A 12405-nucleotide genomic window follows, 5' to 3' on the forward strand; every position below is an offset into this window, starting at 1 on the left:
GTTACCTCGCCGTGGCCATCAGCGGGTACTGGTCGAAAATGGACCGGACAATGCCTTTGAAATAGTTGTTCTTGAAATTTTCGTTGCGGAGCATTTTTGATGCGTAACCCTTCCAGATTACCTGATACGACTCAGCGTCGATCAATGAAATCATCAATGTTCCTTCATCCAGGTTGTAGTCAATTCGTTTATACGTAGCATCGTCGTCTTCGCGCACGACCCAGTCTTTGATAACGGGCTGCTGATAGCCCCGGAAACGCAGATCAGACCGGAAAATGTTGTAAGAGATTAGCAGGTTTGGGCTTCGGTTGCTAACACGATAACCCCGTGCTTCCATCTGGTGCCGGATGGCATCCTGAATGTCGGAACAAAGCAGGGTAGAGTCGACAAATTCACACTCCAGAAAATTGAATGACTGGTAATTTTTAAAGTGCCCCTCATAACTGTAATCGTGTTCGACAAACAACTTGCTCGATGAGCAAGCTGACAAGCCGATGACAGCGAATACCACCAACGCCCCAATGATTGTTTTCATACTGGAATTAGTAAAGTTGTTAATAAATAAGCCTGGTTAAAATTAGTTATATACTTACCTAGGAATAAGTCAAAGATAGGCGCAAATGTTTGGTGCCCAATTGGGTAACGCCAAATTTTAATACACAATTTGATTTACAGGCGCTGCTGGTTTTACTCATTAAACAATGCCAGATGGCTATTGAGAATATCAGAAAGAAAGGAGAACAATGCAGCCTCAATATAGCTGCGCTGGACATTAGCTGGTAAAAAGAGCGACGGGATAATCCGGAACGTAATGGCCCGGATCATCCCGTCGGAGAATCGCCTAGGAAAGTAAGGATATGGGCTACGCGTTGCCGCTGTAGAATGCCAGGCTTGCCCGCATTTCGGCTGGCGTGACTGGTACGTCAAACGCACAACTGCCAGGGCCGTCGAGCAACGACATACGTACCTGGTTACCCCGGTTCTTTTTATCCTGCAAGGTGAGCGCCAAAATAGGTACAATATCGTCGCTGATTAGGCGCACCTTGCCGTAAATGGCGAATAAGTATTCTTCGATTTGAGTCAACAGTGTTTCGTCGATCATCTTCTTTTGAAAAGCGATAAACGCTTCGGATACCATACCCACGGCAATGGCCTCGCCGTGCAGAAGCCGCTTGCGGGGCTGGGTCAGGAAATACGTTTCAACCGCGTGGCCAATGGTATGCCCGAAATTCAGGATTTTACGTATCCCTTTTTCCGTCGGGTCCTGCTCGACAATGCGCTGTTTCACGGCTACTGAATGGGCTACCAGTGTCGACCAGTCCTGCTCGTTGAGGTCGCGTCGGCGGATTTCATTCCATTGAGTCGCATCGGCAATGAGGCAATGCTTGATTACTTCCGCAAACCCGGACCGGAGTTCGCGTTCGGGAAGCGTCTGTAAAAAAGCAGGATCAATCAGGACGGTATCTGGTTGCTGAAAAACGCCGATGTGATTCTTGAAGCCACGAAAATCAATACCCAGTTTCCCGCCCACGCTCGCGTCGACCTGGGACAGAAGGGTAGTCGGTGCCTGCACGAACGAAATACCCCGTTTGTAGGTAGCAGCACAAAAACCGCCCATGTCGCCAATAACGCCCCCCCCCAGGTTCAGCACCAGTGCATGACGATCGAAGTTAGCACGGGTTAGCGCGTCCCAGATAAGCTCACAGGTGGCAAGATGCTTTTGTTCTTCGCCAGCTTTAACCCGGATTAACGTGTGTTTGGGCAACAGCGTTTTTAGTTCTGGATAGCAGAACCGATACGTATGGTTATCTACAATGACGGCAATGGCCGAGAAATCAGACTTTTCCAGGAAAGCAGGCAGGCTTTCGCTAAGGGGGGCAATGGTTACGGTCGACATTGGACAAAGATACGGTAGAGTCTGACCTATGCATTCATTGGGTGGACTCTCGCGAAAAAAAGCACTGATCGTCAACTTTCAATGACGAGGATTGGTATAGCATACCTGCAGAACCTGGTCTGGTCGCTGGGCCTCATCACGGTGAAGGCGTTAGTAATAGTGGTGAGTAATGCGTAGTTGAAAATAAAAGTCGATAGGTTACAGGAACAGAGAATCTAACTCGTTCACGATACCGTACGTACGTACGGTTTTAACCCATAACCGCACAGTATCTAATGGATAGAATGTATACTTCACCGCTACTTGCTACAAAAAACAATGTTGCAAGCCTGCTCCATCGCTTAGGTCAGCAGCTAAGCATTTTTTTAACTTCGTTTCTCTCATCGCCTAAGGGTTACCAACCGCTATTGATCCCTGTCAATCGGTCGTGTAGGTAACAAATGATCTTATCTGTCTTCTTTAGTTAAGTATAGCACCTGAGCGTTCTATTCTGTTAATCTGCTTCTCTAAGAATCGCTTGGGGTAGTTCATCTCTTCTCGTCTTCCATGAAAACGGTACTGTTGACCGGAGCAAACGGCTTTTTGGGGGGACATCTGTGCCGGGAGTTACTCCGTCGGGGCTACGCCGTTCGGGCATTCGTGCGCCCTGACAGTGATCGTCGGGTATTGGATGATCTATCCCTTGACGTATGGCTGGGCGATCTTCTTGACGTCGACAACGTACGGGCGGCAACGTACGGCTGTGACTATGTTATTCACGCAGGCGCGTCTACACAGGTGAATCCTGCCCGGTCTGAAGAAGTGGTTAAGACAAACATTGAGGGTACAGCTGCAGCACTAGCTGCGGCAGTTGAGAGTCATGTTAAGCGGTTTGTGTTTGTTGGAACGGCTAACGTTTTCGGATTTGGCTCGAAGAAAAAGCCGGGTAACGAATGCTTGCCGTATATGGGTGAGCGGTACGGCTTAGACTATATGGATAGCAAGCGGGCCGCCACCGAGTTGGTTATGCAGGCTGCTCATGAAGATAAACTGCCTGTAGTGCTGGTACATCCCACGTTTATGATCGGTCCGCTGGACTATAAAATAACGTCAAACGCACTGATGCTGGCTATTTACCGGGGGGCTGTGCTGGGTACACCGATGGGAGGCAAAAATTATATTCACGTATCCGACGTTGCTACAGCAACGGTAAATGCTCTGACGGAGGGAGGCATTGGGGAATCCTACATACTAGGCAATCAGAACCTGAGTTACCGAGAAGCCTTTTCGTTAATGGCCGACGTCATGCGCGTTCGCCCCCCAAAATTACCCGCACTGGCACCGATTTCTTATCTGATTGGGCAGTTTAGTGACTGGAAGTACAAATTGACGGGTAGGAAAGCCTTGCTGAACTCAGCGATGGTGGCGGTCGCCAATGACACCCACTATTTCAATGCGGCTAAGGCCGTGAAAGAATTACACTTACCCCAGACCCCCGTCCGAATCGCGATGGAGGAGGCTTTTGCCTGGTTTCAGCAGCAAAAGTACATCTGAACTGACTCATCAGACTAAAAAGTAAGCAACTCATCCTGTTTGATGCTTCGGGCGCAGAGGAAGTGGTCGAGTGGGCACTTTTTTTGGCCATGAAGGTTACAGGGTCTGCAACTGAGATCTTCGTGCGTCTGCACTACCTTCGATGCGTCAGCCAATGGCCCAAAACCGAACCGAGGAACGGTTGAGCAGAAGATAGCCGTTGTAGGAGCGTTCATGGCTGAGCAGAGGTGCAACGGAGCCGAGTCGTTCACGTAGTTCATGCGAGCGCTCTTCTGTAGGGCCGCTGACTGTAACAGGCTCAGTTTTCCCGCCAGATTGACAACCCCTTTTCGACCTGCCTGGGTTATTATCTGATCGCAGTCCGCACGGTCGGGGGGAGCACCCAGCAGAAAAATTGTGTATTCTTCGGGAAAAACCTTGATTAGTTCAACCCAGCGTTCGGCTGGATACTGCTTGGTGAACCAGACCGACATAGGAGCCATACACACATACGGCTTGGTTTGGTAGGGCTTAACGGCGTCATAATCTCCGTCAGACGGGTATAGCTTAGGACGCTTAGCCGATCCCGTAATTCCCAGTGGACGTAACAACCCCTGATTCCGGTCGATTTCGTGGATACCCGGTTCCATTCGATGCTCGATCCGATGCGTAAAGAATCGGGCGAAAGGGTTCTTCTCGAAACCGATCGTTGTTTTTGCCTGCGAAAAAGCCGTGAGTGCACCCGTAGCGCCAAACCGTTGCAGGTTGATTACCACGTCATACTGTCTACTACGGATGAGTCGTAGTAATCGCCATAAATCCTGGTATTTACCTCCTTTTTTGTCCCAGATTAAAACCTCATTCAAAAATGGATGGTTGGCCAGCAACCCTTCGTTACCTTTACGTACCAGCATGTCCAGTACCGCATTCGGATAGGCTTGTTGAAGCTGCTCAAGTAGTGCAGTGGCCAGAATAACATCGCCAATGAAAGCGGTTTGGCTGATCAGGAACCGGGGCGATTTGGTTGCGGTTATCATCAGGACGCCTGGCGCGTTAATTACGTAGAATGGAAGATTACGAAGTGTACACGCTGCCGAACGGGATTCGGATAGCGCATAAACAAATACCACATACGCAAATTGCTCATTGTGGAATTATGCTTGACATAGGCAGCCGCGACGAACGTCCTGAACAGCAGGGATTAGCGCACTTTTGGGAGCATATGGCCTTCAAAGGTACGGAGAAACGCAAAGCCTACCATATCATTACCCGTCTGGAAACGGTAGGTGGCGAGTTAAATGCCTATACCACCAAAGAAAAAGTTTGCTTTCACGCGTCAGTTTTGGGGGCTCATTTCGAAAAGGCAACCGAACTGCTGGCTGATATTACGTTTCATTCGGTCTTTCCCGAAAAGCAGATCGAACGGGAGCGCGGAGTTATTCTGGAAGAGATGGCGATGTATTACGACTCGCCGGAGGACGCCATTCAGGATGACTTTGATGAGTTGGTTTTTCCGAACCACGCCCTGGGCGGTAACATTCTGGGAACCACACAAACGGTAAGTTCATTCCGTCGGGAAGACCTGCAACAATTTATTGCCGAAAACTACGACACCAGCCGGATCGTATTTGCCACGGTTAGTAATTTGCCGTTTAAGCAGGTTGTCAAAGTCGCCGAAAAATATTTTCGGGACGTACCAGCCCAGTACACAACCCGCCAGCGTCGGCAACCAACCGACTATGTGCCGAAGCAGACGCGCATCGAGCGTCCTATTACTCAGGCGCAGTGTGCCCTGGGACGCCCAGCCTACGGCCTGACGGATTCACGACGACTGCCGTTTTTTATCTTGGTTAACCTGCTTGGAGGACCCGGTATGAACTCCCGTTTGAATCTGAATCTGCGCGAAAAATACGGGCTGGTCTACTCGATTGACGCTAGTTACACGCCTTATCTGGACACGGGTTTTCTGGGTATTTACTTTGGTACTGACCCTAAAAAGGTTGACAAGGCGCATTCACTTATTATTAAAGAGCTGAAGCGTTTGCGTGAGCAGCCCTTGACGACGCTGCAATTGCACCAGACAAAAGAGCAATTGATTGGTCAACTGGCTATGGCCGAAGAAAGTAACAACAGTTTCATGCTGATGATGGCCAAAAGCCTGCTGGATATTGATCGGGTCGAGTCGTTGAGTGATATTTTTGGTGAAATCAAGTCCGTAACGGCAAATCAGTTGCAGGCGCTGGCGCAGGATATTTTTGACGAAAGTCAGTTCAGTTCATTGACTTTTGTTCCCGAAAAATAAATTTGTATGACTATCCGTGAAGCGCAGGATACCGTAGATGAGTGGATAAAGACCATTGGTGTTCGGTATTTTAACGAACTAACCAACATGGCGATGCTTACCGAAGAGGTGGGCGAAGTAGCCCGGATTATTGCCCGGCGTTATGGTGAACAGTCCGAAAAAGAGTCTGATAAAGCCAAAGATCTGGGCGATGAGATGGCCGACGTGCTATGGGTGCTGATTTGCCTGGCGAACCAGACCGGTATCGACCTAACCGACGCCTTGCAGAAGAATCTAGAGAAGAAAAACATTCGGGACGCCACCCGGCACCTGAACAACGAAAAGCTACGGTAGCTCACCGTCGAATGTATGTAAAGCAAAACGGCCCCTGGATTTTTCCAGGGGCCGTTTTGCTGATGTACGATAGTCAGGCTTATTTCTGGAACGAGCCAAAAACGTAATCCCAAAAAGGCGATGAAACGCCGTAGTTGCTGTCTGGATTCTTGTAGTGGTGAACACTGTGGTTGATCCAAAGCACCTTAAAGAAATTCTTGGGTGGCGCGTAGGCATGCACAATGAAGTGCGTCGCCAGGTAACCCGAATACCCTACCAGAAAGCCGGGAAAAAAGGCGTAAGCTGCTTCGCCCATGGCCAGAAAAAACATACCGAAGAAAAAGGCAGCTACAAAAATCGCCAGCGCCGGCGGCATGGCCAGCCGGGTCTTATCTTTCGGGTATTCGTGGTGAACGCCGTGAACGGTGTACTGAATTTTAGCCCGGCGTGGTGTTGTGGGAGCCAGGTGGAAAATATACCGGTGTAAAATGTACTCAAAGAGTGAAAAGACAAACAAACCCGTTGCAAACAGCGCTGCAATCATTACCGTACTCATTTCGGTGTAGGTAAACGCATACCAGCCCAGAAAAACGGACAGCGTCAGCCACATCGTAATGGGAACCATAATATGTGTCCGCGACAGAGCCTCCAGAATAGGGTTGTCAAAAAGTTGCTTAGTGCCGCTATTTTTCGGACGGGTCTTCCCATGACCAGCTAACGTATGCAGGCGTTCTTTGGTTGATTCCATAATCAGTTACGTTGACTATAAGTAATACTGCAAAAATACAATGAAAATAAATTCGTAGTAACTAGATAGTAAACCTATTTTACTATCTAGCTGAACCGTTGACTACTTCGACCTGATCCGCAATGCGTTCCTTCGCGACCGGCATACTGTTTGTAGGCAGCTTTGGTCGAATAATAAGTCGCAGTGAATTGTTGAAAGTCAGGTAGTTGAACATCCAGTTTAGGAAGATGACCAGCCTGTTTTTCACGCCTACGATAGCCATCAGGTGCACGAACAACCACGTTAGCCACGCAAAAAATCCCTGAAACTTCCAGAAAGGTAAATCGACAACGGCAAGCCCACGTCCGATGGTTGCCATAGTGCCCAGATCTTTGTAGGTAAATTCTTCCGGTTGTTCGTTACGTACCCAATGCAACATATTCTTAGCCAGGTGCTTTCCCTGCTGAATAGCGGGCTGGGCAATCTGGGGGTGTCCATTTGGCCACTTCTCTTCGATCATCAGCGCTACGTCGCCAATAGCAAAAACGTCCGTGAATCCCTGTACCTGGTTGTAACGGTTAACCTGGATCCGGTTGCCTCGGCCAATCGCTTCCGTCGGTATGCCATCAACGGGGGCCGCCCGAACGCCAGCTGCCCAGATTAGATTGTTCGTTCGCAAAGACGAACCGTCGTTCATGGTAACGACTTTCCCGTCGAAGTCTTTAACCCGCGTGTTGAGCCGTACGTTGACGCCCAGCTCCTGCAAGTATTCCAGCGAGTGTTTCTGCGATTCGACGGACATCGGCCCCAGTAGTTCCCCGCCCGATTCGATCAGGTAAATATCCATGATCTTGAAGTTCAGTTCCGGATAGTCACGGGGAAGAACCGTCTTGCGCATTTCGGCCAGCGTACCGCAGAGTTCCACCCCGGTTGGGCCGCCACCGACAACAACTACGTCCATCAACCCTTCGCGTTCTTCTTCGGTCTCAACGCTGAGGGCATCTTCGAAATTTTGTAGCAGCCGGTTACGCAGGGTAATAGCCTCCGAAACGGATTTCATCGGCAGTGCATTGGCAATGATGTTCTGCTGGTTAAAGAAATTTGTGTCGGCACCGGTGGCGATCACCAGATAATCGTACGTAACTGAGCCCAGTTCTGTGTCCACTGTTTTCTCGGCCGTTCGAATACCCGTTACGTTCGTTACGCGGATATGGACATTTTTACAATTACCAAACACCGACCGGAGCGGGAACAGGATCGCATTGGCTTCCAGACCAGCCGTAGCTACCTGATAGTAGAGCGGCTGAAATTCGTGGTAGTTATGACGATTGATCAGAACAACCTGGAATTCTTTCCGGGCTGATAATTTCCGGGCCAGTTGCAGGCCACCAAAACCCGCTCCAATGATGACGACGCGCTTCCGATCAGTTTGAGGTATGTTTGGGTTCATCAGTCATCCCCGAATCGTCTTCGGGGTAGTTTGTAAAAACAATATCCTGTCAAAGCGGCTACGCAACCCGGCTTTCCTGGAGTACGCGTTCGTAGTGCGCTTCGTAGAAGGGTAGAATTTTAGACAGTTCAAATTCCTTCGCCCGCGCCAGCGCATTTTCCTTGAATGTGGGCAAATTTGCGTCATCCAGCACGTAAAGGGCATTCTTTACCATATCAGCTACGTCGCCAACGGGGCTCAGAAAACCCGTTACCCCCTGAATGTTCAACTCGGGTAATCCACCCGCATTCGACGTAATCAGCGGCACTTCACAGGCCATTGCTTCGAGAGCGGCCAGACCGAAGCTTTCGTTTTCTGACGGCATTACGAACAAATCGGCTACCGACAGGACTTCTTCTACGGCGTCCAGCTTGCCCAGAAAACGCACTTGATCGTCAATGCCCAGTTCCCGAACGAGCCGTTCGATGCGGGCACGTTCCGGACCGTCGCCGACCAGCAGCAGTTTCGCCGGGATCTGTTGCTGAACATGAAAAAACATCATGACTGCATCGTCGATCCGTTTGACCCGCCGAAAATTGGACGTGTGAACGATCAATTTTTCGCCGTTCGGGCAGATGGCTCGTTTGAAATGTTCCTTCTTCTGTCGTTTGAACCGATCCAGGTCAATAAAGTTGGGAATAACGTCAATTTCTCGGGTAACGTTGAAATGCGCGTAGGTATCCCGGCGCAGATCTTCGGATACGGCCGTGACGCCGTCGGACTGGTTAATACTGAACGTAACAACGGGTTCGTACGACGCATCTTTACCAACGAGGGTAATATCCGTACCGTGTAGCGTGGTCACAACGGGCACATGGCGCCCCTGCGACTGCAGAATCATCTTGGCCATGTAGGCTGCCGATGCGTGCGGAATAGCGTAATGAACGTGCAGTAAATCAACGTTTTCGTTCAGAACGACGTTGACCATCTCACTGGCGAGCGCCGACTCGTACGGAGCGTGCTGAAACAGCGGATACGCGGGAATATTTACTTCGTGGTAGAAAACATTTTCATTGAAAAAATCGAGACGGGGTGGTTGTTGATACGTAATGAAGTGAATCTGGTGGCCGTTTTTAGCCAGTGCCTTACCAAGTTCGGTGGCGACAACGCCACTGCCCCCGAAAGTCGGGTAGCACACAATGCCAATTCTCATGGGATACGCCCGTGTAGGCTATGAACAGTTTGTATCGCTACAACACCAAACAACGCGAAAAAGAATCCCGTGTAAAAAGGAACTGAACGGTGGCGTAGCGAATAGTAGTCTGACCAGTATGGGTAATCTTGTTTTCCGCACGCTTTTTTTGCCAAATTTGTTTAGTTAGCAGATCGCGAGCCAGTATATAGTATTAATGACACGCACGGAAAAATGTTTTGTGGAGAAAGCGACCGGCGCTATTGCCGACCACTATCGCCTGTCTATTCTGAAAGAACTGTCGCAACGGGGAAGCCTGACCAGTACCGATGTTCAGGAGTTAACGGGTCTATCGCAGCCTTGTGTGTCGCATCACGTTAAACTGCTTACCGATAGCGGGCTAGTCAATGCTCAGAAAGAAGGCCGTAACCTGCATTTGACCCTGAACAAGCAATCGATTCAGAACCTGTCTGATTTTCTGAAAGAGCTGGCTTGATTTCACCCCGTCGTGGTCAAACTTCTGAATGGTTTAGTAGTTGGTAGTACGTACCAAGAATCAGCCCTTACGTTACAGAAATTGTTCACGGCCGTTACGCTCGGAAAGCTGAAATTACGGAACCGAATTGTTATGTCGCCGATGATCCGAAACAGGGCGACTACTGATCATGATGTAACTGATATCGTGGCCAATTATTAAGCCCAGCGCGCTACAGCTGGTTTGATCATCAGGGAAGATTTGATTGAGCAGTTTATCAATCCCAATACTAACCAGCGAACAGATTATTACGGCGGAAGTATTAAAAATCGATGCCGGTTTCTGATGGAAATAGCCTGGAAAACGGGGGAAGCTATCGGCTTTGAAAAATTCGGCGTTCGGTTGTCGCCTTATGGCGCATTTAACGATATGCAGGCGTACCCAGATCTATGCCTACATCGCTCAGGAACTGAAAGCTATCGGTGTGGTTTACCTGCACCTGGTCAACCATGAGTCAATGGGCTCGCCAGCCGTACCGGAAGAAAACACAACCAAAATCCGGGCGTTTTTCACCAATACGCTAATTCTAAGTGGTGGTTACGATGGCGAACGGGCCGAAAAAGATCTGGAAGACGGTCGGGCCGATTTAATTGCAATTGGGCGCCCTTTGCTGGCGAATCCTGACTTGGTGGAGCGGCTTCGGACTGGTGCCCCGCTTAATCAACCCGACTATACGACACTCTATACGCCTGGCGAAAAAGGATACACAGATTATCCAGCCATCGAAAGGAGTAGCCTCTAAGCCATAGCTCATACAAATGAAGTCCCGCCGGTTAACCAGCGGGACTTCATTTGTATGAGCTATGGTTGTATTGGTTTATACACCAATTGACTGGCCCTTAACGCTTGCTTTACCCGAGTCAAAAGTCAGATCAATTCGTCCCAGGTTAATGCCGGCAAAACCAACCTGATTAATCCAGACTGGTTGCCCGTTTATATTGTTGACGACGACGGGCTCATTTAGAAAGGTGTGCGTATGCCCACCGATGATGAGATCAATATTCCGGGTCTTAGCCGCCAGCACATTATCCGACACGGTTGGCCCCTCGTATTTAAACCCGAGGTGAGACAGACAGACGACGTAATCGCATTTGTTCTCATTGCGAAGTCGGGCGGCCATGTCATTTCCGATCTCAATCGGGTCCAGGTATTTGGTTTCTTTATACGCTTCTTTTGGAATCAGGCCGTCCGGTTTAATTCCAAGCCCGAATACGCCGATGCGCACGCCGTCTTTCTCAAATATTTTTGACGCCTGAGTCCGGCCGTCCATGACGGTGTTCTTGAAGTCATAATTGGCAATCAGCATCGGAAATTTCGCCTTGCCAAACTGAGTCACCATGTTGTCGATGCCGCCATCAAAATCATGGTTTCCCAGCGTACCAGCGTCATAGCCCAATTGGTTCATTGCCAAGATTTCGGGCTCGCCTTTGTACAAATTGAAGTAAGGTGTTCCCTGAAAAATATCGCCCGCGTCGAACAGCAGAACATTCTTTTCCTTCTCCCGAATCGATTTCAACAATGTAGCACGACGGGCAACACCACCACGGCCCGCGTTCCGGCTTCCATCCATCGGGAAGGGGTCCAGACGACTGTGGACATCATTGGTGTGCAAAAGCGTAATTGATACGGTTTTGCGCGTCTGTGCCAGCAGATCAGGCGCAAAGCTGCCGATGACAGCTGCGGTACCGAAGAGTTTGAGAAACTGACGTCTATTCGACTGTAACTCGTCCATCAGAAGCGGGAGTAATAGGTTGGCCGGTCTGCCCCTGCTTCCGAAAATAATCGAGGAGGGCATCACGGATTAAATAAGTCAGGGTTTCGCGCTGCACGGCATTTTTGAGGAAGCCGGCATAGTCACCGCCATCGGCTACGTAATCGCTCATGGCCACGGTGTAGGTTTCGTTGGGTTGCAGCGTCCGGCCGTTCGTGAACGTAACGGACTGCACTTTGTCGTTTTTGACAACGGTCCGAATCCCACCAATCACCAGCTTATCGCCCTTGGCAAAGTGATCCAGCAGTTGCTGCAACATAGTACCCGTAACCGTTAGAATCACCAGTTGATTGTCGAACGGCATGACTTCGAAAATAGAGCCAACCGTAATGTTTCCTTCGGGGAGATTGCTTCGAATACCACCGTAGTTCAGATGTGAACAGTCGATGGGTTTGCCGTAACGAATGGTTGCCTGTTGGAGTAAGGCGTCGCAGAGCAAGTCATTCAGCGGGCCATCGGGTTGCCGTTTCTCAATCCGGGCGGTGGACTGAGCCAACACCTCGTTCATTCGTTTGTCGACTCCCTCCCGGTACGGGACCAGAAACTGCGCTACGTTCTTGTCCGACGTTGCCGTCATGGAATCGACGGTCGTCAGCGTAGCGGTTCGCTTAGTCAGATGATAACCTGACTGGCAGGCGGTCAGTCCCGCAAGTACCAGCCAAAGCAGGTGTTTTTTCATAGGTATCTATAAAAGGAGAAAGGAGGAGAGGGAGGAAGGGAGAAAGAAA

Annotated in this window: 14 protein-coding genes; 6 read left to right on the plus strand and 8 right to left on the minus strand. The window is 49.7% G+C overall.

Going from position 1 to position 12405, the window contains the following annotated elements; all coding sequences use genetic code 11:
* Position 1 precedes the first annotated feature (1 nt).
* Together ACYVAD_RS21360 and aroB are read right to left on the minus strand one after the other, a co-directional pair.
* Positions 2–535 carry a DUF4136 domain-containing protein gene (locus tag ACYVAD_RS21360; RefSeq protein ID WP_461141570.1) on the minus strand — a complete coding sequence of 178 codons (534 nt, stop codon included), beginning with the start codon at positions 533–535 and terminating at the stop codon, positions 2–4.
* Between the two features lie 327 nt (positions 536–862).
* Positions 863–1897 carry a 3-dehydroquinate synthase gene (gene aroB, locus ACYVAD_RS21365; protein WP_461141571.1) on the minus strand — a complete coding sequence of 345 codons (1035 nt, stop codon included), beginning with the start codon at positions 1895–1897 and terminating at the stop codon, positions 863–865.
* Between the two features lie 546 nt (positions 1898–2443).
* Between aroB and ACYVAD_RS21370 the strand changes: the two genes are divergently transcribed.
* Positions 2444–3430 carry an NAD-dependent epimerase/dehydratase family protein gene (locus ACYVAD_RS21370; RefSeq protein ID WP_461141572.1) on the plus strand — a complete coding sequence of 329 codons (987 nt, stop codon included), beginning with the start codon at positions 2444–2446 and terminating at the stop codon, positions 3428–3430.
* A gap of 14 nt (positions 3431–3444) precedes the next feature.
* Here ACYVAD_RS21370 and ACYVAD_RS21375 read toward each other — a convergent pair whose 3' ends face one another.
* The gene (locus tag ACYVAD_RS21375) at positions 3445–4446 is read right to left on the minus strand and encodes a glycosyltransferase family 9 protein (protein ID WP_461141573.1); all 1002 of its coding nucleotides are present in this window, start codon (positions 4444–4446) and stop codon (positions 3445–3447) included.
* Between the two features lie 29 nt (positions 4447–4475).
* Between ACYVAD_RS21375 and ACYVAD_RS21380 the strand changes: the two genes are divergently transcribed.
* Positions 4476–5711: a M16 family metallopeptidase gene (locus ACYVAD_RS21380; RefSeq protein ID WP_461141574.1), complete on the plus strand. Its 1236-nt coding sequence runs from the start codon at positions 4476–4478 to the stop codon at positions 5709–5711.
* A gap of 6 nt (positions 5712–5717) precedes the next feature.
* Entirely contained in the window at positions 5718–6044 is a 327-nt protein-coding gene (locus tag ACYVAD_RS21385; RefSeq protein WP_461141575.1) for a nucleotide pyrophosphohydrolase, read from the plus strand.
* A 79-nt stretch (positions 6045–6123) separates the two neighbouring features.
* Here ACYVAD_RS21385 and ACYVAD_RS21390 read toward each other — a convergent pair whose 3' ends face one another.
* From ACYVAD_RS21390 to bshA, 3 genes are all read right to left on the minus strand, one after another.
* A complete protein-coding gene (locus tag ACYVAD_RS21390; RefSeq protein ID WP_461141576.1) occupies positions 6124–6771 on the minus strand; it encodes a sterol desaturase family protein in 648 nt (215 codons plus the stop codon).
* Positions 6772–6853: 82 nt separating this feature from the next.
* On the minus strand, positions 6854–8200 hold the full coding sequence (locus ACYVAD_RS21395; protein ID WP_461141577.1) for an NAD(P)/FAD-dependent oxidoreductase: 1347 nt from the start codon (positions 8198–8200) through the stop codon (positions 6854–6856).
* Between the two features lie 58 nt (positions 8201–8258).
* Positions 8259–9392, minus strand: a complete 1134-nt coding sequence (gene bshA, locus ACYVAD_RS21400; protein WP_461141578.1) for an N-acetyl-alpha-D-glucosaminyl L-malate synthase BshA — start codon at positions 9390–9392, stop codon at positions 8259–8261.
* A 196-nt stretch (positions 9393–9588) separates the two neighbouring features.
* On the opposite strand from bshA, the gene ACYVAD_RS21405 reads away from it, so the two are divergent.
* From ACYVAD_RS21405 to ACYVAD_RS21415, 3 genes are all read left to right on the plus strand, one after another.
* Entirely contained in the window at positions 9589–9867 is a 279-nt protein-coding gene (locus ACYVAD_RS21405; protein WP_461141579.1) for an ArsR/SmtB family transcription factor, read from the plus strand.
* A gap of 240 nt (positions 9868–10107) precedes the next feature.
* A complete protein-coding gene (locus tag ACYVAD_RS21410) occupies positions 10108–10359 on the plus strand; it encodes an oxidoreductase (RefSeq protein WP_461141580.1) in 252 nt (83 codons plus the stop codon).
* On the plus strand, positions 10259–10648 hold the full coding sequence (locus tag ACYVAD_RS21415; RefSeq protein WP_461141581.1) for an oxidoreductase: 390 nt from the start codon (positions 10259–10261) through the stop codon (positions 10646–10648). The genes ACYVAD_RS21410 and ACYVAD_RS21415 overlap by 101 nt, the downstream gene beginning before the upstream one ends.
* A 75-nt stretch (positions 10649–10723) precedes the next feature.
* Here the strand turns inward: ACYVAD_RS21415 and ACYVAD_RS21420 are convergent, their stop codons facing one another.
* The gene (locus ACYVAD_RS21420; RefSeq protein WP_461141582.1) at positions 10724–11638 is read right to left on the minus strand and encodes a bifunctional metallophosphatase/5'-nucleotidase; all 915 of its coding nucleotides are present in this window, start codon (positions 11636–11638) and stop codon (positions 10724–10726) included.
* Positions 11616–12356: a 5'-nucleotidase C-terminal domain-containing protein gene (locus ACYVAD_RS21425; RefSeq protein ID WP_461141583.1), complete on the minus strand. Its 741-nt coding sequence runs from the start codon at positions 12354–12356 to the stop codon at positions 11616–11618. The genes ACYVAD_RS21420 and ACYVAD_RS21425 overlap by 23 nt, the downstream gene beginning before the upstream one ends.
* Between the last annotated feature and the right edge of the window lie 49 nt (positions 12357–12405).

The organism is Spirosoma pomorum (assembly GCF_054776615.1).